The organism is Exiguobacterium sp. Leaf196, from assembly GCF_001423965.1.
Lineage (GTDB): Bacteria > Bacillota > Bacilli > Exiguobacteriales > Exiguobacteriaceae > Exiguobacterium_A.
Window position 1 is genome coordinate 97,261 of the sequence record NZ_LMPV01000006.1, and the last position, 24,188, is coordinate 121,448.

The window sequence follows — 24,188 nt, forward strand, 5'->3', positions numbered from 1 at the left end:
TAGGGTTTATCTGAATAGACTCAATCGCCATCATTCAAGAACAATTCAAGTTCTGCGGTCAGTTCATCAAGCGGTTTTGATAAAACAGGCACTTTCGGCAGACTCGTAACGAATCGTTTTCCGTATCTCGTCGTCTCAATCCGGCGATCGAGCACGAAGACAACACCACGATCGTTCGTCGTCCGGATCAAGCGACCAAACCCTTGTTTAAAGCGAATGATTGCTTGCGGTAGGCTGTATTCGAAAAATGATGATTTTCCGAGTTTTTCGATCCGTTCCGAGCGTGCTTGGACAATTGGTTGATCTGGTGGCGCGAATGGTAGGCGGACGATGACGAGACAACTGAGATCATCTCCCGGGATATCGACCCCTTCCCAAAAACTAGCCGTCCCGAACAAGATACAGGCATCGAGTTGCTTGAACTGTTTCATCAGTCGTTGCCGTGAACCTTGCGTGACCCCTTGCGAGAGTAATGTAAACCGGTCTGGCAGCAACGGCTTCGTCGCCTCATGCGTCAGTCGTAGCAAGTCGTTCGAGGTAAATAAGACAAGCATCCGTCCCTCCGTCACCTCTGCGATTTGTAAGATTGCTTCCGCAATCGTCTCCGCGAATTCTGGCAATGGCACATCCTGTAAGAGTGGGAGATCCGTCGGAATCATCAGTCGCACATTATCGGCATATCCGAACGGCGACGGCACGACGAAACGACGAGTCTCAAAAGCATCAAGTCCTAATCGGTTCTCAATGAATTGGAATTTGTTCGAGACAGTCAACGTCGCAGACGTCAGGATACACGTGCGTTTTGAAAAGACATCGCGTCGTAATCGCTCTGAAATGTCAATTGGTTGTGTGTATACGCGTGTTAGCTTCCGGTTCTTAACGGACGTCTCGATCCAAGATACCGTCTCATCGTGCGGAGCAAGCATCGTCTCGAAGATCGCGAGCTCTGCTTCTTCGATTTGTGCCGTGATCGCTTTTAAATCCGCGACGAGCGAACGCTCCCGATAACTCATTTGCTCCCGATGTTCATGGAACAGTTTATGAATCGCACGAATTGCTTGACGCAAACGCCGCAACACCAATTCAACCCGCTTGGCACTCTCTTGGACGGCACGCATCGAACGATCAAGTCGCTTAAAGCGAATGCTGACCATTCCTTCCCGTCGTGCTTTGCGGGAAGCCAGTTCGAGCCCATATGCTTGAACGATCATCAGTAGGCCGTCTGCTTCTTCGAGCAACGTCGTCAGTGCTTCATCGACCGTCTCACTATGGGCTTCAACCATCTCGGCAATATCCCATTCTTCCGACAGATCAAGCAAACGGTGCAATAATTTTTTGTCAGATGAATACCCGAGTTGGCGGAACAGACGATCGAACGTATGACCATCAAAAACGAGACCAAAATGATGGCTCGCGACTTCTTCGATTTGGTGTGCCTCGTCGAGAATCAACGGGCTTCCTTTCGGTAAGACCCCTGCTTCGAACTGCAGATCACTAAACAACAACGCATGGTTCGTGACGATAATCGTCGCATCTTTCGCTTGGCGAATCGCATGCTGGAAGAAGTCCCGACTGTACCAGGGATCAAACCGTCCAAGCTGCGATTGACTATCGGATTGAATCAATTGCTTGATTCCGATATTGCCTTGTGCTGCACCACCCGGTAAGCTGACTTCCTCTAAATCTCCTGTTTCCGTCTCCGTCAACCATACGAGAAGAATCGCTTTTGCGAGCGTAAAGTTATAGACATCCTCTTGATCATTCAAGAAAAACTCGAATTTCCGTAAATCGATATAGTTACTTCGTCCTTTAAGCAATGCAATCTGGACCGGCGTATCGAACAATTGACGCAATAGCGGTAAATCACGCGCAAACAGTTGCTCCTGTAATTGAATCGTGTGTGTACTGACGACGATCGGCACTTCGTGTTCGAGCGCGTAGTGCGCTGCAGGCACGAGATAACCGAGCGATTTCCCGGTCCCTGTTCCCGCTTCGACAAGTAACGGCGTTTCTTGATCGAGCGACTGATAGACATGACGCATCATCTCGAGCTGCCCACGCCGTTCTTCATATCCTTCAAATAGACGAGGGAACGTCACGGCATTCAATTCATCAACGAACGGTCCGAACGGTTCAAGAATGGGCGGATGTGACAAACGTTCTATTGTCTGACGCTTTTTCAAAGCGATTTTACGAAAACGATCGAATCGCTCATCCTCTTCGATGCCGACTAAACGAATCGCATGGTCGATTTCCTCTTCGATAGCACTAAATAGACGTGGTGATAACCGTCTGAGATGTTTTAATGTCTCGAGCGGCAACGTATGTAGTCGCTTGAGTAGTTCAAGTAACAATTCAGCCGTCGCCGAAGCATCACTTCCTGCCCGATGTGCTTCTTGATGAGCAAGACGCAATGATTCTGACAGATGCGACAACGCATGGCTTTCTGCTGTTGGAAGTAAGATTCGCGCAAGTTCTACCGTATCAATGACGGGACCTGTGTACGGCAAGTATCCTTCTTCTTCTAACGCATCGTTTAAGAAGTTTAAATCGAACTGCACATTATGTGCGACGAAGACGCCACCATCGAGCAATGATAAAACTCGTGGTGCGATGACATCGAACGTCTCGGCATCTTTGACATCTTTATCCGTGATGCCCGTCAACTGGGAAATGAATGGAGGAATCGGTTGGGTCGGACGGACGAAGGCAGACAGTTGTTCTGTCAACTGTCCATCTTCAATGACCGCCATTCCGATCTCAATCATCTCATCGCCAGCCTTTATGGAATGACCTGTCGTTTCCAGGTCGACTACGACGTACTTTTTCTTCAACACTGATCCTCCACCTTTAATCCATCCTATCCATGATTGGATGGCATCTCATTCTTCATCTTAACAAAAAAGAGACCCGCTGACATAATCGGGTCTCTAAAATTTCATAAGATCGTGTGGGCGATTTCTTGAGACAACATTTGTTTGATGTCATTCTGCTCATTTAGAACAGCCACTTTTGGGACATGTGTCGCAATTTCTTCCGTCGACAATTGCGCATACGCCATGATAATGACCTCATCTCCAACTTGAAAATGGCGTGCTGCAGCACCGTTCAAACAGATGACACCTGAGCCGCGAGCCCCTTTAATCGCATACGTTTCAATCCGCGCACCATTCTGATTGTTCGTCACTTGGACTTTTTCATTTTCAAGGATCCCGACAGCATCGAGTAAATCCTCATCAATCGTAATCGACCCAACGTAGTGTAAGTTTGCCTCGGTGACCCGGGCCTTGTGTAGTTTAGCATGCATGAATGTGCGTAACATCGTCATACTCCTCTCGTATATAGTAAATTATCGATTAAGCGTGCCGATGCGAACTGCACGGCAACAGCTAAGAGAATCGTAGTCGTTTGTTCAGTGGCAGGTCGTAGTGATGGATAGTCGACAGCTTCGACGTAATCAATCGTCGTCCCCTCAAATTGAAGTGCTGCGCGCGTCTGTTCGAGAACCTTTTCAACAGGCACTCCTTGATCGAGTGCTTGTTTCGCTTGTTGCAACGCCTGTTGAATTCCCGGTGCTTGCGTGCGTTCCGTATCCGAAAGATAGACATTTCGTGACGATTTCGCTAGACCATCCGCTTCGCGAATGATTGGGCAACGGACGATTTCAACCGGAACGAAGTAATCAGCGACGTACGCTTCAATCAAGGCGAGCTGTTGTGCATCCTTTAAGCCGAAATATGCACGGGTTGGACGGACGACGTTCAACAGCTTACTGACGACCGTCAAGACACCGTCAAAATGTCCTGGTCGCGATGCGCCGCATAAGACATCATCACCAGACCGTACTGTGACCCGTGCCATATCAAGCGGATACATCGTCTCGTTCGTCGGATAAAACAGATAATCGACACCTTCTGCCTCCGCGATTTTCTGATCGCGTTCCGCGTCTCGTGGATAACGATCCAAATCTTCGTTTGGTCCGAATTGTGTCGGGTTGACGAAAATACTTAAGACGACGACATCATTCTCTTGTCGTGCTTGTTTTAGCAATGAGGCATGCCCTTCGTGCAGGAAACCCATCGTCGGTACAAATCCGATTGAACCGGCTCCCGCTAGACGTTCTCGTAACGTCTGAATATCTTGAACAATCTTCATTCCTTGTTTCCTCCATAAAGCGCACCGATCAGTTCCTCGTCCATCTGGAACGAATGTGCAAGTTCAGGGAAAGCACCGGCTTTGACATCTTTGACGTAAGCAGCGATTGCTTCTGTTCCTGAAGTATTCCAGTCCGTATACGTTTTGACGAACTTCGGTAAACGTCCGACGCCATACGTCAAGATATCATGATAGACAAGTACTTGACCGGCGACATCTGCACCGGCTCCGATGCCGATGACGGGAATCGAGAGGAGCTCTTGAATTCGTTTCGCGAGCGGATGCGGCACACACTCAAGGACAAGCATTTTCGCTCCGGCACGCTCTGCTTCCAAACTATCTGCAATCAGTTGTTCGGCTGCTTCTAGTGATTTCCCTTGGACCTTGAATCCTTCAAGAACTCCAACGGATTGTGGTGTTAGTCCGAGATGTGCGACGCAAGGCATCCCAGCGTCCGTCAAACGACGAATCGTTTTTAAGATCTCCCCTGCCCCTTCTAGTTTCAAAGCATCCGCCTTTGATTCTTGGAAAATACGGGCCGCTGATTCAAGCGTGCGATCAAATGAACCATGATAGCTTGCGAACGGCATATCGACGATCATGAACGTCTGTGGTGCGCCGCGGCGAACAGCACGCGCATGGTGGACCATGTCGTCGACCGTGACGGCAATCGTTGAGTCATAGCCGAGAATGACGTTTCCGAGGGAGTCCCCGACGAGTAACATATCTACCCCTGCTGCCTCTGATAATTTTGCTGAAGGATAATCATACGCCGTCAACATGACGAGCTTCTCTCCAGCTTGTTGTTTTTTTAATAATGGACCCATTGTGTGCATCGTGTTCTCTCCTTACGTGTGTAGGGAGGACAAAAGGAAAACGCCTTCTTTTCCAAAATAAACGCATGCGGAAAAGAAGGCGGAATAATTGAATATCGTCCTTCTGTCCCTGTCCGTTAAGATCAAGGCAGTTGAAACAGCTAAAACTGACACCTGTCGATTCGGTATGATTCCGACGAGCGGATACCATCCGTGGTTTTATTATACATGACGGGAAAAGCTCTCTGCAAACCGTCTGATTCAAATCCTCATTCTTTTTCCCAGTAAATCAGCTCTGCCGAATGGAAACGGGTCTCGCCTGCATCCGTCTCAATCCGGATCGTTCCCGTCTCGTCAATACCGAGCAATGTTCCGGAAGCGGTCGCTTGACGTGTCCGTAGCGTCACTTGTTCATGTAGGCGATCAGCGAGTGTTTCCCATTCGAATACGAAAGGTCCGAACCCTAGCTCGACCCACTGCGTATATAGTCGTTCAAATCGATTCAAAAAAGCTGCGACGACTTCCGCACGTCTGAAAGTTCTTCCTGATTCTCGGACAAGTGAGGTAGCACGATCTTTGATCCCTTCCGGAAACTGTTCATGATGCACGTTGATTCCGATGCCGATGATGACTGAACTGATCCGGTCTGCCTCGGTCTGCATCTCTGTTAAGATGCCAGCTACCTTGCGACCGTTGATCAAGATATCGTTCGGCCATTTGATTGTAACTGGAACATCGAATGTCCGGAGAGACTGCGCAAGCGCAATACCTGCTACGAGCGTCAATTGCCCCGCTTGGTGCATCGGTACATCTGGACGGACGAGCAAACTCATCGCGATCCCCTCATTCTTCGCCTCATGCCAAGTCCGTCCCAGTTGCCCGCGACCATTCGTCTGATGATCGCATACGACGAGTGTTCCTTCCTGCGCCTGCTGTTGTGCTTGTTCATGTGCGATCCGTTGCGTCGTGTCCAGTTCTTCGAAATGAAGGATGTGTCGACCGAAACGCACTGTTGTTAATCCGTCCTCAATTGCAATCGGTGTCAACAAGTCACCTTCATCGACCAATTGATAGCCTTGTTTTTTATTGGAGATGATCTGGTATCCTTCTTCCTTTAAGGTTTGCATATGTTTCCAAATAGCGGTACGTGAAATATTTAGTGTCTCCGCTAATTCCTGTCCGGAATACCACGTTCGCTTGCGAAGTGCTATCAAGATTTGTTCTCGGACTGTGTGTGCCATCGCTCTACCTCCTTCATCAATACCGTTCGGTCGTTTGGACAAGACCGTATGACGACGCTGTACTCCAAGTGCAAGAGTGCTTCTTTAATCTGTTGCTTTCGAAGACCAAGACGAATCATGTCTTTTCCGTCAACAGCGAGCTCTTTGCGACCGCGAATCGGTAAATCCGATCGATCCGGATAATCCATTCCAGTCATCTCCCGCAGAATCGCCAGTTCTTCATCCGACAATTGATAACGATCCCAGTCCTGTAACGGTCGGTATAACAGAGGGACTAAACGCACAGCGAGTTGCATTTGATGTTTCGATCGTTTCCAGCGTGTCAATTGATCGCGCGTTAGACCGGCATCAAGTACGAGTGTCCAGACGGCATCCTTTGAAACACCCCGAAACGATTGCTTGGCGAGTCTCTCGACGATTTCTGAAGTCATGCCGGGTAGATAGCGTTCGATCCCTGTCCGGAGCATCGCCTGTAACGCCTGCTGTTTCCCTGGACCAAGTAAGAGTTTCTCAAACTCGGTCGCGATCCGCTCAATCGCAACGGCCTCTAGATGCGGAGCGAGTTCAAAGATTGCTTGCTCGGTCGTCTCCTCAAGCGAAAAATCAAGTTGACTCATAAAGCGGAACGCCCGCATCATACGGAGTGCATCTTCATTAAAACGTTCGACTGGTTCACCGACCGTGCGGATGATCCGCTCTTCGATGTCGCGCGCTCCGCCGAACAAATCCACACGTCCGGATGGTCTGAGTGCCATCGCGTTGATCGTAAAATCACGCCGGGTCAAATCCTCTTCCAAACTAACGCCAAGCGTCACCGCATCCGGTCGCCTACGATCGCTATAGGTTGCTTCCGAGCGGAACGTCGTGATTTCGTACGGTACGTGGTTGAGAACAACCGTTACGGTTCCATGCTCGAGCCCTGTCGGAATGACGACAGGGAATAAGTCGATGATCTGTTCCGGTAACATCGAACTCGCTAAATCATAGTCTCCTGGTGTCCGGTCGAGTAACATGTCGCGAACGGCACCACCAACGATATAAGCCTCACCACCCGCTTGTTCGATCGTCTGAATGATATGATGCGCGCCTTCAAGCAAGTTCATGACGCGCACACACCCGTTCATAGACTTGTTCATAACGACGGACGATCTCATTCGAATCAAAACGACGACGAGTATCGCGAATACCCTCTTCTGCCATCCGTTCTCGTAACAACGGATCATCCGCAAGTTCACCGATGCGCGCCGCAGCGACCTTAACGTCGTAAGTCGGAACGATATATCCTGTCACGCCGTCCTGAATGACTTCTGGTAATCCACCCGCTGTCGAGACGACACTTGGGACACCAATTGCCATCGCCTCGAGGACGACGAGTCCAAACGCTTCTTTTTCCGACAGCAACACATGAATGTCACTGATGGCGAGCAGCTGCGCGACATGTTCCTGTTTACCAGCGAAAATGACTTTGTCGTCAATGCCAAGTTCCTTCGCACGCCGTCTCGTTTGTCCCATCTCTGGACCATCTCCGACGAGCAACAGACGCATCTTCCGATCTTTTGCCGCGATTGCGAATGCCGCGACTGTATCGTCAATTCGTTTGACCGGTCGGAAGTTCGAGATATGGATGACGACGACTTCATCCGATTCGATACCGTAATGCCGCTTCAATCGTTCATCCCGCATCGGATAATAGACACTCTCATCAATCGAGTTCGCGATGACATCGATGTCGTAATGGGCGTTAAGTGTCGCATTCGTCTCAAGCGCAAGACTCTCAGAAACAGCCGTGACCGCATCCGATTGTTCGATACCATACCGAATGGCCGGTTGCATCTCTAAGTCCTGACCGATGACGGTGATGTCTGTTCCATGTAATGTCGTGACGACGGCGACGCCTTTTTTCTTCGCCATGTTTCGTCCGAGTTCTGCACAAACGGCATGCGGAACAGCGTAATGGGCGTGGATCACATCGAGATCGAATAAATCAATGATTTCTGCGACTTTTGACGCTAACGTAATGTCATAGGGTGGATATTTAAAAACAGAATACTGGTTGACCTCAACCAAATGGACCGTGATGTTTGGTCGATATTCCGTCAGCCGAAACGGCATGCTCGATGTAATAAAGTGAACGTCATGTCCACGATCTGCTAGCTTCATACCAAGTTCAGTCGCGACAACCCCACTACCGCCGACTGATGGATAACAGAGAATCCCAATTGCTTTTTTCATGATAAAACCACACTCTCTTTATGACTTCTATTCGTCTCTATTCTAAGCAATATCGATCAGAATGACCATACTGATCACTTTTCGACTGATTTTCGTAGGAAAAGCTAGTCTTTTTCCGACCGTGCCGTTACCCTAGAGAAAGAGTCTTGATTTGAAAGGAGCACACGGAAATGGCACCTCCATTCCAGTTTCCGATTCGGGTTCAGAACATTCTCTGGATTTTAGTCGGGTCATTCATCTTTGCTTTTGGTATTTATCATTTTAACGTCCAAAACGAATTGGCAGAGGGCGGTTTCACCGGAATCACGCTGATTCTAAAAGGACTGTTCGGGTTATCACCATCGATCACGAACTTAGTGCTGAACGTTCCTCTCTTTTTCGTCAGCTATAAGATTTTAGGGCGAACGACGTTCGTCTATACGTTGATTGGTACATTCAGTTTTTCCTTTTGGTACGGAGTGATTGCGAAGTATTCACCGCTCGTGATTGATTTACGAGAAGACATGGTCCTTGCTGCCCTGTTTGCAGGTGTGTTCATCGGGGTGGGACTCGGAATCATCTTCAACAATGGCGGAACGACGGGTGGTGTCGATATCATCGCGCGTCTGACGAAACGCTACTTTGGTTGGTCGATCGGTCGAACGTTCTTAGTCTTTGACTTCTTCGTCATCGTTGCTTCTTTGACGTATCTCGATTATAAGCAGGCAATGTATACGTTACTTGCCGTCTACGTCGGTGCCCGTGTCATCGATTGGATGCAAGAAGGCACTTACGCTGGTAAAGCGGCGATGATCATCAGTGACCACCGGACGGAGATCGCGGACGGCATCCATGCGACGATGAACCGAGGTACGACCCGTCTGATTGCGAAGGGTGGATACTCGGGACGCGACCTCGAAGTATTATATGTCGTCGTCGCTCGAAACGAGATCAATCGCTTGAAGACACTCGTTAAAAGTGTCGATCAGCATGCCTTCATCACCTTGCATGATGTCTATGAGGTGACGGGGGAAGGTTTCACGTTCGATGAGAATCGGATTCCGATCAAAGAAACGTAAAAAACACGGATCGCTCGTTTGAGCGATCCGTGTTTTTCGTTTTAGTCATCACTTGACGGGTTGAAGACGATTAGTGCGAGACGAAGGAACTCGGCGACGGCAACGAGTGTTGCCGCGACGTATGTCCAAGCGGCTGCGTTCAAGACACGGCGTGAACCACGTTCTTCTTCCGCGTCGATGATTCCGTGATCTGTCAATTGCGCCATTGCTCGGTTCGAAGCATCGAACTCGACCGGTAACGTGACGAGTTGGAAGATGACCGCTCCAAGCATCAGGACGACACCTAGCATCGCAAGACCAGTGAACCCAGCGAATAGACCAATCAACAACAGAGGGAACGATAAGTTCGACGTGATTGAGGCGACAGGTGCAATGCGGTGCCGGACACGCATCATGTTATAATCCGTCGCATCTTGGATGACGTGACCAATTTCGTGTGCCGCAATCGAAACGGCTGAGACCGTCGAACCGTAATAGACGTCTTCTGAAAGCCGGACGACTTTATTTGTCGGATCATAATGATCGGACATCGTTCCACCAATCGGCTCGAGCCGGACGTTCGTAATCCCGTTCTGCTTCATGATGAAGTCAGCGACCTGTGCTCCTGTCACCCCACTCTGAATCGGAACATCTTGATATTTTTTATAGGTGCTCCGCACCCGCATCTGAGCCCAAATCGGGACGATCATGATGATCGCGAGATAAATCAAATAGTTTGCCACGAGACATCGTTCCTTTCTTTTTTGTTTATAGGTCTATTTTATGTTCAAGCGACCTTATTGTCAATTGAATCGCGTGCGACAAACAGATATCCCATCAAAAGACATAATCCAGTCAACCAGAAAGAACCGTATCCGATCCATTTGATGTGCTCTGCAAGCGCCGGGTACCGGGGCCATTGCCCAAGGACATAATCGACGACATCGTTATGAACGACCCAAATCGCAACGAGAACAAGTTCCTTGATGCGAAATGTCATCAAAGGACTGAATAACAACGCCTGAAACGCCATCGCTCCGTGCGACACCATCAGCATCAGTGCCATCGTTGTTAAGTAGGCGTTTGATGTGCCGAGTTCGTTCAACATCAAGGCATTCATGACGACCGCCCAGACACCATATTTGATCAATGTCACGAATGCGAGCGCTTCAAACAAGCGGGAACGTCGTCCGAAAATCCATAGAAAAACGATGATCGTAAAGAACAGCGATGCGGTTGGGCTATCCGGAATGAACGGATAGAAGTACCACTTCGATGTCGCGAGTTGTGGTTCATACCAGTAGTAGCCGTATAAGGTGCCTGCTAAGTTGATCAATCCGACGATCCAAAGCACGGCTTTATGACGGAGTAAAGTAAATATTCCTTGCAATCGTTTCACCTCATCATCGACAAAAGCCGGAGGATTGCTCCCCCGGCTTTTGGCTTATTTATTGTTTTCGCCGCCTTCACCGTATGAAGCGATGAATTTCGCAAGTTCTTTATGATCGGCATCTGAGCCTTTGAACTGACCAGCCGGCATCGAACCGACACCTTTGACTGCGATATCATAAATCTCTTTTTCAGTCTTTTTCGTTCCGACGAGCGCTGGAGCTGCTGCTCCACCTTCGAGGTTCTTACCATGACAGTTGACACATGACTGGTTCGAATAAATTTCATATCCTTTTGCCGATGTATCAATTTTTGGTCCTTCGTTCATCGTCAACTCACCTTGCTTGTGGATGGTATCCCAGTGTGTCGTTTGAACAGATTCCCATGTCAAGAAGACGATCGAGACGACTGCGAGGAGCATCATGCTGACGGCGACTGGCCGTTTCGCAGGACGGCGTTCAAGACCTTGGTCGAGCCATGGCGCGACGAGAAGTGCTGTGAACGCAAGACCTGGAAGGATGACTGTTCCCATCAAGATGTATGGACCTGCAGCGAATTGGTATTTCAAGAGCTGATAGAGGAATAGGAAGTACCAGTCCGGAAGTGGAATGTACGACGTATTCGTCGGATCGGCAATGTTTTGAAGTGGTGCTGCTTCTACGATTGTCAGAGTCATGAAGCCGATCAAGAAGACCGCTCCAACCATCCATTCGCGAAGTAAGAAGTTCGGCCAGAACGCTTCCGTTCGACCTGGATATTCCGAATAGTCTTTTGACTTGTTCGGCATCCGGTTATTGATCGACACCCGTGAATCGGTGACGAATTTCATTCCTTTACCACGATGCATCGTGTTCTCCCCCTTTTTTGTTGTCTAGATGATAGTCGGTTTAAAGTGGTCCAGAGATCCCTTGTTTACGGATCATCATGAAGTGGGCCCCGAGCAAGACGAACAATGCTGCAGGAAGGAAGAAGACGTGAATCGCAAAGAATCGAGCGATTGTACTTGCGCCGACGATTTCTCCACCCGCAAGGAGGGTCTTCGCGATACCACCGATGACCGGGATACTTTCAGCAATCTGAATCGTAACTTTTGTCGCGAACAACGCTTTCATGTCCCAAGGCAATAGGTATCCTGTCAGACCGAGAGCTAAGACGACGAAGAACAAGAGAACTCCGACGACCCAGTTCAATTCACGTGGTTTTTTGTATGAACCAGTGAAGAAGACACGTAATGTATGTAGGAACAACATTACGATAACGACAGACGCACCCCAGTGGTGCATACCACGAACGATTTGTCCGTGTGCGACTTCGTTTTGTAGATAGTAGACGGACGCGTGTGCGTTGATGATGTCCGGTACATAATACATCGTCAAGAACATCCCCGAAAGAATCTGGATGACGATCGTAAAGAACGTCAATCCGCCAAAACAATAAACGAAAGCTGAAAAGTTATGTGCCGGGTTGACGTGCTCCGGTACTTCATGATCGGCGATGTCTCGCCAGAGCGGCGTAATATCAACGCGCTCATCAATCCAATCATAGATTTTTTGCATCATCGCTTACGCACCTCTTTCGACTGGTTTACCAAGGTAGAGGTAACCATCTTTCTGTTGCATTTCATACTCATCGAGTGGTTTCGTTGGAGGCGTACCAGGTACGTTCGTGCCATCCTTCGTATACCGTCCGAAGTGACATGGGCAATAGAATTGCTCCGGGTGCGTTGGATCTGCGCCGAAGCTGACTTGGCAACCTAAGTGTTTACAAATCGGTGAAAGGGCCAAAATTTCTCCCTTATCATCTTTGAACACCCAAGCCGACAACGTTTCTTCGAACTCATACCACGCATCTTGCGTTTGTTTCTTGAAGTCGACCCGTTTTGGTTCTGTCGTGATATCCGACAACTTCATTACTTTTACTTTATCGCCTGCTCCTGATTTCTTCAGGACTGGATCAACTGCGAAGTTGACCATCGGCATGACCATTGTCGCAGCCATGAAACCGCCGACGCCTGTCAATGTATACGTCAAGAATTGACGACGTGTTACGTTAGACCCGTTTTGAGCCATCTCGATCCCCCCTTGTGATGTACGCTGTGCCCCAAGACGACAGTACTTCACACAAATTTCTCACATGGTAATAGTATCTTAATAAAATCATTGCGTCAACCGCTTCATAGCGCGGTCCAACGGTTTCCTAACTGTTCGAGAACTTGTCCAACAAAATTCCCGACCATCTGACCTTGTTGGTCACGACTCATCGTCTCAAGAGCTAGACGTGGCACGTAGATAATCTCTTCTGCGGCAGTCTCCTTCCACCTTAAATCAGCGGTGATGAAGGTGATGAAACGGAATTGCCCGGAAGCAGCCGCTTGACGCCATCCTTCCAACTGTTCGATCGACGGTACATCGATGTAGGTCATGGCAGGTAAGAGCAACGCCCGTCCAGATAGCTGGCGTTCGACTTCGGACGCCACCGTCAATGTCATGTCTGCGCATTCCGCATAAGCATGCATCGCCTCATCGAAACCGATCGGAAGCAAAGGCACGATTAGCGTGTCGATATACGCTTGCTCGCTTCGTGTCCGCTGTACGTCGGATGGTTTGAAACGCAAGTCATTCCCCCCTTTCTTTCTTACTTACAATTCGTCACATTTAATGTATCATATCCACATTTCCTCCTGCTCTCTTAATGTGAACGTTTTATGAAATTCCACCCTATTTTTCTTCATATTTTGCACAAATCTTCACATACGAAAAAGACTCTATCGCCTGTTATAAGCAATAGAGTTCTTTGATTAAGGGAGTTGATTTCGAACGAGACGTAACTGTTCGGAAAGGGAGTGGAATCGATGTTGATCGCGTGCATCAAGTGCTTCATCGATCAATCGGACCAACCGTTCTTCTTCTTGTCGATTGACCGTGACAGCGATGAAATGAGTCGCTTCATCTGCTAAACGCGGTTCAACAGCGACTTCCGGACGAAATGGATTTTCTTCCAGTAAAGACAAGTATTCATCGTCCATCATCATGCCTTGGAAGTTTAGCTCGATGTAGATATCTTCCGATGTCAAACGAATGTCATGATACGCTTTTTCTGGATCTAGCGTCGTGACGTCCCCTTTTTTAAAAAGAAACGGTTCCGCATCGAATCCATATGTCGTCATGATAATGGCTTTCGGAGCGAAAGTCGCATTTTGAACGAAGTGTACCTGCTCGAGTTTTGCCTCGTTACGCAACCAGTAATCGATGATCCATTTTGCTTCCCGTCGCTTTAACGTGTAATAGGTCAAGATGCGGCGTAAGAATCGCTGCTTTCTCTCTATCATCTCAATCCTACTCCCTTCTCCCGTGAAGTCATCCATCCATTCGTTCAACATAGTCGACGAGTTCGTTATCCTCTGGTGTCAACTGTGCAGCGCGTCGTAAGAGACGTTGTCCCTCTTCACGCCGTCCTTCCTCGACGAGTGCAAAACCATACTCTTTCAAGAAAAGCGCGTCTTCCGTGAATGCGCCTTCGACTATCGCATAGTTCTCCATCGCTTGCGTGTATTCCTCTAACGCATATAAAGCGCGCGCCCGGTACCATGTCAGAATCGGAGCCGTGACATGTTCTTCAATGGCTGAGATCGTCTCAATCATTGCTTCATGATCCTCGTCTTCTGCCAGTAACGAAAGCAAACGTTCCGCTGCGACGATTGATTCCGGGTTTAAAGCGAGTGCTTCACGTAACGCTTGAACACTTCCTGCGCGATCGCCGAGTTTGAGAAGGAATAAGGCTTCCATCGTCCGTAACTCGTCATTATAATCATCGCGCTCCATCCCTTGCTTGATGACGTTCAGTGCTTCTTTCGTCAGCCCAAGTTCGGCTTGGCTTTCTGCGTACGGTACATACGCTGATGTATAATCCGGATCCTGCGCAATCAATTGTTGGAATGTCTCGACTGCTTTTTGGTGTTGACCGACACGGTGAGCCGTCATCGCAAGACCAAACAGCGTATGCAAGTCGGAACGTTCTGCGACAGCACGTTCATACAGTGGAATCGCATCCTCAAATTGTCCTGTCATCGCGAGTGATTCCGCGTACAGGGCATCGAGCGGCAATTCAGCACGTAACTCTGGACGCTCTGCGATTTCAGCGAATAGTGGTACCGCTTGATCAAACGCACCGAGCGTCATGTAGAGCTCGGCTAATCCGTATGCCAGTAATGGTTCTTCAGGAGCGAGATTACGTGCTTCCTTCAGCTTCGCTAATGCCACTTCGTCAAGACCTTGTGACTGATAGAGGTCAGCGAGTAATACGAGAGAACGGGGACCATATTCCATGTCCGTTGTGTCGACCTGCTCAAGGACAGAAATCGCTTCCTCTTCCCGGTCCAAATCGATATAACATTCTGCCAGTAACAAGGCGACTCCGGCGTTACCTGCGTATTCGACGTAAAGCGGTGCCAATAGATTAACTGCTCGGTCTGATAATCCAAGTTCGATATAGAGATCGGCAACCGCGAGGCGATCCTCATCCGTCCCTGTCTTTTCGAGTTGTTCTAGTGTTGCTAAGGCTTCCGAGGTATGACCGTGTTCTAGTTCTTCGATGATGCCATTCAATACTTGTTCATTCAAGGCAAACGCCCCACTTTCTGTCATCCGCCTATTTCTTACTCAGATCGGTCGGATTGAAGTTTCTTTAAATCATCATAGAACGTTGGGTAGCTGACTTCAACTACTTCGCGTCCATGCACTATAATTTCCGGGTTGATTGTCGCCGCGATCGTCAACATCATCGCGAGTCGGTGATCACCTGCACTGTCGACTTCCGCTGCTTGCAAAGGTGTCGGTCCTTCGATAATCATACCGTCATCCGTCGCCTCGATATTCGCCCCGAGACGCCGTAACGCCGTCACTACCGTCTCGATCCGGTCCGTCTCCTTGACACGGAGCTCTTCCGCATCGCGAATGATCGTTCGTCCCTCTGCTTGCGTCGCAAGCAATGCAAGTAACGGGATCTCATCGATCAAGGAAGGGATTTGTTCACCTTCGACCGTGGTCGCTTGCAACGATGTCGTCTCGACGGTCACATCTGCCGTCTCCTCTCCACCATCTTCTGAGCGATGATCGATTTCGACACTTGCCCCCATCTGGCGCAACGTCTGTAAAAAACCGATCCGTGTCGGATTCATCAAGACGTGCGTCGTCGTGATCCGACTATCCTGCCCGATCGCTGCTGCTGTCCACCAAAACGCTGCTGACGATGGATCCCCCGGGATGTCGAGTGACGTCGCTTGTAAATGTACAGGACCTTGAACACGAATATGTCGACCATCTTCGTAGTCATCGATCGATACGTCAACGCCAAACTGTGGCAGCATCCGTTCCGTATGGTCCCGTGATAGAATCGGCTCGATGACCGTCGTCTCGCCCGTCGCATGTAAACCTGCGAGTAAGACGGCACTTTTCACTTGCGCGCTTGCGACCGGTAACGTATACGTCGTTCCGACAAGTGGCGTTCCCGTAATGTGAAGCGGCGCCGTCTCACCTGTTATGTTCGCTCCGAACAAGGCAAGTGGTTCCGTGATCCGTTTCATCGGACGTCTGCGCAAGGAAGCATCTCCATCGAGTACATACGTTGCTTGACCGCCTGCTAGAATCCCACTTAAAAGACGGATCGTCGTTCCCGAGTTTCCGCAATCGATCGTTGCTTCTTGAAACGTTTCCGTACCGGTGATGCGAATTTCTCCTGCTGTTCGCTCGACGTGTGCCCCAAGCGCTCGCATCGCTTCTAATGAAGCGAGACAGTCCGCTCCTTCGAGTGCATTTCTGACATATGTCGTTCCTTTAGCGATCCCACCGAACAGAAAAGCACGGTGTGTCATTGATTTATCGCCCGGTACTTGTACTGTTCCTCTTAATCCCATTCTAAACACCTCATTGTTTGATTGAACGCTTGTTGCAATCGTTCTTCACTGATTGCCTCTAAGTCAAAACGTCCTTCTTTCTCAAGGACGAATCGGATCGTAGTTTGGTGATTCTTTTTGTCGCGACGCATCAGTTCCAGATATGTCTCGAACGATTGTCGGTCCGGCAATCCGGTTCCGAGACGGTGGAGCAACCGTCCGAGTTGTTCCGCCTGTTCCTCATTTCCTTCCAAAAACTTGACGAAGACGAGTCCGATCCCTACTGCCTCGCCATGCGACAGACCCAGGCTCGCATATTCAACGGCATGCCCGAATGTATGCCCATAATTCAAGAAGGCACGCATCCCTTGCTCCGTCTCATCTTGTTCGACGATATCCCGTTTAACGTTAATCCCTCGTGCGAGCCAGTCTTCAAGATCAAGCCCTTTGATAGTATCCAACGAGGCATCGAGTAACGTATCTGCAAACGATGGTCGTGCGAGGAATCCATGTTTGACCAATTCAAAGAAGCCGCTCCGCCATTCCCGATCTGGTAATGTCTGAAGAAGCGTTAAATCATACACGACACCGCTCGGTTGATAAAATGCCCCGACCAAGTTTTTTCCAAGCGATAAATTCAAACCGACCTTTCCACCTACACTCGAATCATGTGCTAAGAGTGTCGTCGGAATTTGAATGAACGGGATGCCGCGCAAAAAAGTCGCTGCAACGAATCCCGCTAAATCACCTATCATGCCACCACCAAACGCAAGGATGATACTATGTCGTGTCATTCCATGACGTATTCCCTCTTCCAATAAAGAACCGTAGACCGCAAGTGATTTACTCTGCTCCCCAGTTGGCACAGTGCTGACATGAATGCTTGTTGATTGAGATATAGACCCTAATGCCTCTTGCAACGTGTGCAAGTGCAAGTCTCGAACCGTCTCATCCGTAATGATCCAGATGCGATCCGCCTCGTTCAGCGCCGAAAGATGCGATAAACGTGCTAATGCCCCATTTCCGACAAATACTGGATATGACGTTTTTAATCGGATATCAAGCTCGATCAAAACGTTCGAACCTCCTCTGTATAAGCGGCAACGGCAGCTTGAAGACGATCAATCGTTGATGTTCCGAACATTTCAAGGATAGCGACCGCAATCTCAAACGCAACGACGGCTTCTAAAACAACAGATGCGGCAGGAACGGCACAGGCATCACTTCGCTCGATTTGTGCCGTGAAGGCTTCCTTCGTCTCAATATCGACTGATTGCAGGGGACGATAGAGAGTCGGAATCGGCTTCATCGCGACCTGGACGCGAATCGGCATCCCTGTCGACATCCCTCCTTCGATTCCACCTAGATGATTCGTCCGTCGATGATATCCGGATGCATCATGGACGATCTCATCTTGGACGGTACTTCCTTTGCGACGACCGAGCTCGTACCCGTCACCAAAACCGACTGATTTCATAGCATTGACGCTGATGACAGCTTGCGCGATTCGGCTGTCGAGCTTTAGATCGTTTTGGGTAAAGGATCCAATGCCTGGCATCATGCCCGTCACGACGACTTCGATCTCACCGCCGAGTGTATCGCCTTCTTTTTTGGCAGCATCAATTTCCTCCATCATTCGTTGTCCTGCAAGTTCGTCGGCACAGCGAACAGGTGAAGCATCAATTGTTTCCTGATATTCTACAGGATCTTTCCAAGGGGCATCAATCCCACCGATCGATCGTACATGCGAGAATACTTCAATTCCGAGTTCATTCAGTAATTGTTTAGCGAAGGCACCGACGGCAACACGTGCTGCTGTCTCACGCGCTGAAGAACGTTCCAGCACATCGCGTAAATCGCGATGACCGTACTTCAATCCTCCGACGAGATCCGCATGTCCGGGACGTGGACGCGTTAATGTCCGTGGGCGTTCCAACTCTTCTTCGAGCGGTTCCGCCTGCATGACTTGTGTCCAGTGCGTATGATCCTTATTCTCGATGAACAAACTGATCGGTGATCCCGTCGTGTATCCGTGGCGAATCCCACCACGTGCATCAATCTGATCTTGTTCGATTTGCATCCGTCGACCTCGTCCATATCCCCCTTGACGACGCGTCATTTCACGCTGAATGGCTTCGAAATCAATCGTGAGTCCTGCCGGCATCCCGTCAATGATGACGGTCAATCCTTTTCCGTGCGATTCTCCTGCTGTCATGTAACGCATTCACTTCATCCCTTCCTGTTCAACCGATTTTTTCGTAAAAGAAGCTTTGTTTCATCTTTAATCCAAATCGTTCTGGTTGGAAAATTTGTTCCGTTCCTCCAACGAACAGAATACCGCCTGGTTTTAATGCCTCGACGAACGAACGATAGACATGTGCTTTCGCTTCTTCCGTAAAATAAATCAGTACATTACGGCAGATGATTAAATCAAAACCGGTATCGTACCGGTCGCCTAACAAATTATGTTTACTGAAACGAACAAGTCGTTTGATTTCTGGAACAACTTCGAATGTCTGCTCTTGCTCGATGAAATATTGCTTTTTCCGCGCTTCTACGACCTCATTCAATGCGGAAGCTCCGTATCGACCAAGCTTCGCTTTTTCAAGGACAAGCTCATCCAAATCCGTTGCTTGAATCGTAAAAGCCGACGAATCGAGTCGTTCACTTAAGATCATCGCTAGGGAATACGGTTCCTCTCCCGTCGAACAGGCAGCACTCCACGTTCGAATTCGTCCATGTGCACGTGATTCCAAGACCGGTAAGATGTCTTGCTCCAATTGTTGCCAACGTATCGGATTACGGAAGAATTCACTGACATTAATCGTCATCCGATCTAAAAATTCTTCGTATAACGAGGTACTTTTGTCCATTGCCTGCATATAGGACGCAAACGTACTGTACCCTTTTTTGTCACGTAACGCCGTCAACCGTCGTTTCATCTGTGCTTCTTTATACTGACCGAGATCAATCCCTGATTTGATCTTGAATCTTTGAATGAAAAGTTCGTAATCTTCCAATTGGCACACCTCGCTCACTCTCGATATCAAATGGTCATCTCTTTGACCGGTTCAACTTATTTTCTATAGTAGCATAAAGCTATAGGCATTCCAAAAAGCAATTAACCAATCCGGTCAGTCCGTTTTACAAGAATACGACAAAAGGGATTCGATTGAATCGAATCCCTCCCCGCTTGTCCTACTATTCATGTATTAGACATTAACTGGCTGTCCTTGAAACCAAAGACCAAGCTCACGCTCCGCACTTTCGATACTGTCTGAACCATGAATGACGTTCTCACTCATCGTGTTCGCAAAATCACCACGGATCGTTCCAGGTGCTGCTTCAAGTGGTTTTGTTTTTCCGATCATCAAACGAGAAACGGCAACGACGTCTGCCCCTTCAACACGCAAAGCGACGACAGGACCTGACGTCAGGAAAGTGACCAACTCTCCAAAGAATGGTTTCTCCGCATGTTCCTCGTAGTGTGCTTTTGCGAGTTCTTCTGTGACGTTCATCATTTTCATTTCACGAATGATGAATCCTTTGCGTTCGATCCGTCCGATGATTTCCCCAATCAATCCACGTTCTACGCCATCCGGTTTGACCATTAAAAATGTCTGTTCCATCTCTAGTTCCCCCTATGAAATGCTTTTAGAAAAGCGCTTACATAGTCAGTTTACTGGCTTTTTAGAAGAACAGCAAGAAATTTTTGACAATCTTTATCCTTTTCGTTTACCAACGTAGCGCGCCACTTCTTCGAGCGATCGTTTAGCGGAAGATTTAGGTAAGGGTTCGAGCCGGTTGATGGCACGACGAATGTAAAGATCGACCGTTCGTTGTGTTCGTTCGAGGGCACCTGAAGTTTGAAGAAATGCTAGCAATGGTGCAACTTCTTCATGGGTAGGCATCGTCTCGATTTTCGAAAGACTTTCGTAAAAGGCAGCATCTTCCGCTCCATAAAAGACGGGTAACGTCTTATGTCCATGACGTAGATCCTCTGCCACTGGCTTACCAAGTTGCGTTCGATTCGCTGTGAAGTCAAGCAAATCATCAGCAATCTGAAAAGCGAGTCCGATATCTCGTCCAAACAGTCGTAACGCTTTCGTATCGGCCGCTGAACAATTCGCAACGATTGCACCTAGATGGCAACTTGCTTCAATGAGAATGGCTGTTTTTCGTTCAATTCGTTTGATATAACGTTTAATCGACTGTTCCCAATCATATTGATCATAGATCTGTTCAATCTCACCCTCGCAAATTTCACGCATCGTATGGACCATGACTTGGACCAGCTCTGGTTTTCCGACTTCTCCAATCAACCGAATCGCTTCCCCAAACAAATAATTGCCTGAATAAAGCGCCACTTCTTCATCGAAGTATTGCATAACGGTCGGTTTTCCTCGTCGTAGTTCAGCGTCATCAATGACATCATCGTGTACAAGCGATGCCATATGGACGAGCTCAAGACTTGCTGCTACACGGATCAGTTCATCTCGATCTGCCTCACCGAATTTAGAGGCTAACAATACGAACGCTGGTCGAATCCGTTTTCCACCAGCTTTCAGCAGTTGTTTTCCTGCTGCATCAATCGTTGGTTCCTCCGAAGCGATATGACTGATCAGAAAACGATCGACTAAATTAACTTCCTTCGTGACATCACGGTAGATGGAATGCAGTGACATCTCACCACTTCTTCCCAAGGTGCATCGCAGCAGCCCCACCCGCGAATGCTTTGACTTCCACTTGCATGAAGCCTGCCTGTTCGAAGAGTTGTTTCAGTTCGACACGGTCGAGGAACACTTCCGTTGATTCTTGTAACCAGTTGTATTGATCATACGATTTAGCAAGCAAACGACCTACTTGTGGCATGATTTTTCCAAAGTATAGCGAATATGCTTCTCGGAAAATCGGTGCCGTCGGTTGACTCGTTTCCAGACAGACGACCGTTCCACCTGGTTTTAAGACGCGATGCATCTCTTTAATGACCTGAAGGTAATCAGGAACGTTCCGTAAACCGAAACCAATTGTCACGAAATCAAATGAGTTGTCACCAAACGGTAAATCCATCGCATTTCCGTGAATCAATTCGATGTTTTTCATATCGAGCGCTTCTACTTTCTCCACGCCGACTTTTAACATGTTCTCTGAAAAATCAAGTCCCTTGATGACACCAGTCGGACCGGCTGCTTTTGCCAGTTGAATCGTCCAGTCTGCCGTTCCACAACAAAGATCAAGACATTTAGCACCTGGGAAGACTTGCATCCGGCGCATCGTTTCGCGTCTCCACAATTTATGCAGTCGGAAGCTGATGACTGAATTCATTTGATCATAGTTCGTTGATATCGATTGGAACACTTCATACACTTTTTTTTCTTTATCTTTTGTCTGCACACTGCTCACCCTTTCCAAGATCTCATGCTACCGCCATCTGTTCGAGATGCGATAACAGTAATTTCTGTGCGACCAGATCTAGCTGCTCTGCCTGTTGTTGAATGATCTGCCGTCCTTGTCGTGTCAGCCATTCTCGTTTGGTGATTGCCGCGAGTCCTTGCATTAATCCGAACTCTGCTGTTAACCATAAGAGAACCCGTTCTTCCGTTGATTCATAGTTCATTTCGTGTAAGGCACACTTCGCTTCATTGACACGTTGAATGGTCCGTCCGAGTGAGACAAGAACCTCTTTCGGCAAACCCGCTAATTGTTCGAAGAAGTAGCTCGAGAAAAGATCTCCAGCTAATACAAGAAGCTGTCTTTCCTTCGAACCGCGTAATGTTTTACTGACGCGTTCATGCAGACGTAAAGCGACTTGTGCGAAATGAATCGCTTTGACGAGTGCTTCTGAATCTAGCTTGTCATGTTGAGCGACATCAATCAACCAACGGATCTGTTCACGATCGATGGAAGGGAAATCCACATGTCGAGCCAATCGTGTCGTTTGTTTAGTGGTGAGTGCAGTGATGATTTCATCCACGCGCAGCTCATGTTGTTCCATGCTTTTACCCCCCGATCTCCAGTGCCATCTCGTTGATGGACGTTCTTCTTTTTTAATATACCATAATCGGCGGGCTTTCACGCTTCTGAATGTCCACAAAAAAGCCGCCCGAGAAAATCTCGGGCGACTATGTAGCCGGATTACTTCACAGCATCTTTCAATGCTTTACCTGGTTTGAAGGCAGGTACTTTGCTTGCTGGAATCTCGATATCTTCTTTCGTACGTGGGTTGCGACCTTTACGGGCTGCACGCTCACGGACTTCGAAGTTACCAAATCCAATCAATTGGACTTTCTCTCCAGACTGAAGTGTCTCAGTGATCGATTCGAATGTTGATTCAACAACTTTCGTCACGTCTTTTTTTGTAAGACCTGATTTTTCGACGACTGCTTGAATGAGTTCAGTTTTGTTCATTACTTTCACCCCCTCCCAATCACTTCTTCGAGGGTAATCATACCCTATAAACGTTGCTATTACAACATTTTCGTGTAAATAACGTTCAATTTTCAGATTCTTCGCTCGATTTCTCTGAAAACACAGGTTCGCCTTTTTCGTTTATCGTGTAGCTTTGAGAATAGGCAGGAACAAATGGTTGATCTTCATAAAGCAAATACCGAATATCCCGACCGACTTTCGGCTTTTTCTTCGCAGTTTGTACAGCTTTCTTCAACTCTGGCAAATAGTTGATGAAAAGACGACCTTGACCATCGACATAGATCGATAGCTTTTCATCTGAGTACGGACTTGGGACAGTCGGTTCTTTTTTGATGAATAACTTTTTATAGTCAAGGGTAAACTGATTTTTTCCGATGGAGCCTTTAAATGGGTACTTATCATTCTTCTTACGATACGCATCAATTCGGACTTGAAGCTTCTGTAGTTCTTCCGCGACAAGCAAATCCATCAATTTGACAGTCGGCTTCGTCTCAACGTCGACCAACAAATAGATGAATGTTCCCCCACCTTCGAAACTGTTCGTTGGTGGATCACTCATATAACGAGGTATCAGACGGCCCAGTTCGATTTGATAACGTTCCATGAGTGGCGTATCTGCCTCCATCGTTTTGATCGGCAAAACACCTGTGTCTTTCTGGTATGCATCGACGGCATCCTGAACGGTACGTAATTGTTGCGGATACGGCACGCGGTTCGACGGTTTCTGGCTGTCCGGAAAGAGACAACCTGATAATAACGTCACCGGAATGAGCATGAGTAGTACGAACCACTTTTTCATGCGCTCGGTCCCGCCATGACGATAAATACCATGATGATCGACGCAACGATGAAACAAACGAATGCCAAGGTTGACACGAGAATCTGCCAAATCCCTTTCAACTTCGTCCGACTGACCGTGACCAGCAAGACACTGATCGCAAAGAGTCCGATGCCAGCGAACGAAATCCACATTTTTAATAATCCTGGACTCAAGGTTTCC

27 protein-coding genes are annotated in these 24,188 nt (G+C 48.2%); 1 reads left to right on the forward strand and 26 read right to left on the reverse strand.

The window, feature by feature from the left end:
* Positions 1 to 20: 20 nt before the first annotated feature.
* From dinG to bshA, 7 genes are all read right to left on the reverse strand, one after another.
* The gene (gene dinG, locus ASG02_RS06705; RefSeq protein ID WP_056062792.1) at positions 21 to 2,834 is read right to left on the reverse strand and encodes an ATP-dependent DNA helicase DinG; all 2,814 of its coding nucleotides are present in this window, start codon (positions 2,832 to 2,834) and stop codon (positions 21 to 23) included.
* A 104-nt stretch (positions 2,835 to 2,938) separates the two neighbouring features.
* Entirely contained in the window at positions 2,939 to 3,322 is a 384-nt protein-coding gene (panD, locus tag ASG02_RS06710; protein ID WP_029341994.1) for an aspartate 1-decarboxylase, read from the reverse strand.
* Positions 3,323 to 3,324: 2 nt separating this feature from the next.
* The gene (gene panC / locus ASG02_RS06715; RefSeq protein ID WP_056062162.1) at positions 3,325 to 4,155 is read right to left on the reverse strand and encodes a pantoate--beta-alanine ligase; all 831 of its coding nucleotides are present in this window, start codon (positions 4,153 to 4,155) and stop codon (positions 3,325 to 3,327) included.
* Positions 4,152 to 4,991 (reverse strand): 3-methyl-2-oxobutanoate hydroxymethyltransferase, encoded by an 840-nt coding sequence (panB, locus tag ASG02_RS06720; protein WP_056062164.1) that lies wholly within the window; start codon positions 4,989 to 4,991, stop codon positions 4,152 to 4,154. The genes panC and panB overlap by 4 nt, the downstream gene beginning before the upstream one ends.
* A 248-nt stretch (positions 4,992 to 5,239) precedes the next feature.
* A complete protein-coding gene (locus ASG02_RS06725; RefSeq protein WP_056062167.1) occupies positions 5,240 to 6,211 on the reverse strand; it encodes a biotin--[acetyl-CoA-carboxylase] ligase in 972 nt (323 codons plus the stop codon).
* Positions 6,181 to 7,314, reverse strand: a complete 1,134-nt coding sequence (locus tag ASG02_RS06730) for a CCA tRNA nucleotidyltransferase (protein WP_035407222.1) — start codon at positions 7,312 to 7,314, stop codon at positions 6,181 to 6,183. The genes ASG02_RS06725 and ASG02_RS06730 overlap by 31 nt, the downstream gene beginning before the upstream one ends.
* Positions 7,301 to 8,443 (reverse strand): N-acetyl-alpha-D-glucosaminyl L-malate synthase BshA, encoded by a 1,143-nt coding sequence (bshA, locus tag ASG02_RS06735; RefSeq protein ID WP_035407220.1) that lies wholly within the window; start codon positions 8,441 to 8,443, stop codon positions 7,301 to 7,303. Before bshA ends, ASG02_RS06730 begins: the two co-directional genes overlap by 14 nt.
* Positions 8,444 to 8,613: 170 nt before the next feature.
* Here bshA and ASG02_RS06740 point away from each other — a divergent pair, with 170 nt between their 5' ends.
* Positions 8,614 to 9,501: a YitT family protein gene (locus ASG02_RS06740; RefSeq protein WP_035407218.1), complete on the forward strand. Its 888-nt coding sequence runs from the start codon at positions 8,614 to 8,616 to the stop codon at positions 9,499 to 9,501.
* Between the two features lie 41 nt (positions 9,502 to 9,542).
* On the opposite strand, the gene ASG02_RS06745 is transcribed toward ASG02_RS06740, so the two are convergent.
* The 19 genes from ASG02_RS06745 to ASG02_RS15495 form a co-directional block, all read right to left on the reverse strand.
* Positions 9,543 to 10,223: a zinc metallopeptidase gene (locus ASG02_RS06745; RefSeq protein ID WP_035407205.1), complete on the reverse strand. Its 681-nt coding sequence runs from the start codon at positions 10,221 to 10,223 to the stop codon at positions 9,543 to 9,545.
* Positions 10,224 to 10,267: 44 nt separating this feature from the next.
* Positions 10,268 to 10,870, reverse strand: a complete 603-nt coding sequence (locus ASG02_RS06750) for a DUF1405 domain-containing protein (protein ID WP_035407193.1) — start codon at positions 10,868 to 10,870, stop codon at positions 10,268 to 10,270.
* Positions 10,871 to 10,924: 54 nt separating this feature from the next.
* Complete coding sequence (locus ASG02_RS06755) at positions 10,925 to 11,716, reverse strand: menaquinol-cytochrome c reductase cytochrome b/c subunit (RefSeq protein ID WP_035407183.1); 792 nt, start codon at positions 11,714 to 11,716, stop codon at positions 10,925 to 10,927.
* 40 nt (positions 11,717 to 11,756) lie between these two features.
* Positions 11,757 to 12,428 (reverse strand): menaquinol-cytochrome c reductase cytochrome b subunit, encoded by a 672-nt coding sequence (gene qcrB / locus ASG02_RS06760; protein WP_012370658.1) that lies wholly within the window; start codon positions 12,426 to 12,428, stop codon positions 11,757 to 11,759.
* A gap of 3 nt (positions 12,429 to 12,431) precedes the next feature.
* Positions 12,432 to 12,938: a ubiquinol-cytochrome c reductase iron-sulfur subunit gene (locus tag ASG02_RS06765; protein WP_035396830.1), complete on the reverse strand. Its 507-nt coding sequence runs from the start codon at positions 12,936 to 12,938 to the stop codon at positions 12,432 to 12,434.
* 104 nt (positions 12,939 to 13,042) lie between these two features.
* Complete coding sequence (locus tag ASG02_RS06770) at positions 13,043 to 13,483, reverse strand: DUF2487 family protein (protein WP_035407181.1); 441 nt, start codon at positions 13,481 to 13,483, stop codon at positions 13,043 to 13,045.
* Between the two features lie 183 nt (positions 13,484 to 13,666).
* The gene (locus ASG02_RS06775) at positions 13,667 to 14,197 is read right to left on the reverse strand and encodes a ReoY family proteolytic degradation factor (RefSeq protein WP_035407179.1); all 531 of its coding nucleotides are present in this window, start codon (positions 14,195 to 14,197) and stop codon (positions 13,667 to 13,669) included.
* Positions 14,198 to 14,225: 28 nt separating this feature from the next.
* Positions 14,226 to 15,512 (reverse strand): tetratricopeptide repeat protein, encoded by a 1,287-nt coding sequence (locus ASG02_RS06780; protein WP_231496842.1) that lies wholly within the window; start codon positions 15,510 to 15,512, stop codon positions 14,226 to 14,228.
* 11 nt (positions 15,513 to 15,523) lie between these two features.
* A complete protein-coding gene (gene aroA / locus ASG02_RS06785) occupies positions 15,524 to 16,780 on the reverse strand; it encodes a 3-phosphoshikimate 1-carboxyvinyltransferase (protein WP_056062169.1) in 1,257 nt (418 codons plus the stop codon).
* A complete protein-coding gene (gene aroB / locus ASG02_RS06790; protein WP_056062174.1) occupies positions 16,771 to 17,832 on the reverse strand; it encodes a 3-dehydroquinate synthase in 1,062 nt (353 codons plus the stop codon). Before aroB ends, aroA begins: the two co-directional genes overlap by 10 nt.
* Positions 17,829 to 18,983, reverse strand: a complete 1,155-nt coding sequence (aroC, locus tag ASG02_RS06795; protein ID WP_035407171.1) for a chorismate synthase — start codon at positions 18,981 to 18,983, stop codon at positions 17,829 to 17,831. Before aroC ends, aroB begins: the two co-directional genes overlap by 4 nt.
* Before the next feature lie 19 nt (positions 18,984 to 19,002).
* Entirely contained in the window at positions 19,003 to 19,779 is a 777-nt protein-coding gene (locus tag ASG02_RS06800; protein ID WP_035407169.1) for a protein-glutamate O-methyltransferase CheR, read from the reverse strand.
* Between the two features lie 192 nt (positions 19,780 to 19,971).
* A complete protein-coding gene (ndk, locus tag ASG02_RS06805; RefSeq protein ID WP_035407166.1) occupies positions 19,972 to 20,388 on the reverse strand; it encodes a nucleoside-diphosphate kinase in 417 nt (138 codons plus the stop codon).
* A 93-nt stretch (positions 20,389 to 20,481) separates the two neighbouring features.
* Positions 20,482 to 21,444 carry a polyprenyl synthetase family protein gene (locus ASG02_RS06810; protein WP_035407163.1) on the reverse strand — a complete coding sequence of 321 codons (963 nt, stop codon included), beginning with the start codon at positions 21,442 to 21,444 and terminating at the stop codon, positions 20,482 to 20,484.
* A 1-nt stretch (position 21,445) separates the two neighbouring features.
* The gene (locus ASG02_RS06815) at positions 21,446 to 22,153 is read right to left on the reverse strand and encodes a demethylmenaquinone methyltransferase (RefSeq protein WP_035407160.1); all 708 of its coding nucleotides are present in this window, start codon (positions 22,151 to 22,153) and stop codon (positions 21,446 to 21,448) included.
* A gap of 22 nt (positions 22,154 to 22,175) precedes the next feature.
* Positions 22,176 to 22,754 carry a heptaprenyl diphosphate synthase component 1 gene (locus tag ASG02_RS06820; protein WP_035407157.1) on the reverse strand — a complete coding sequence of 193 codons (579 nt, stop codon included), beginning with the start codon at positions 22,752 to 22,754 and terminating at the stop codon, positions 22,176 to 22,178.
* Between the two features lie 140 nt (positions 22,755 to 22,894).
* Positions 22,895 to 23,167, reverse strand: a complete 273-nt coding sequence (locus ASG02_RS06825; RefSeq protein WP_012370671.1) for an HU family DNA-binding protein — start codon at positions 23,165 to 23,167, stop codon at positions 22,895 to 22,897.
* Positions 23,168 to 23,252: 85 nt separating this feature from the next.
* Entirely contained in the window at positions 23,253 to 23,987 is a 735-nt protein-coding gene (locus tag ASG02_RS06830; RefSeq protein WP_056062177.1) for a hypothetical protein, read from the reverse strand.
* A complete protein-coding gene (locus tag ASG02_RS15495) occupies positions 23,984 to 24,181 on the reverse strand; it encodes a DUF2768 domain-containing protein (RefSeq protein WP_231496841.1) in 198 nt (65 codons plus the stop codon). Before ASG02_RS15495 ends, ASG02_RS06830 begins: the two co-directional genes overlap by 4 nt.
* Positions 24,182 to 24,188: the final 7 nt, after the last annotated feature.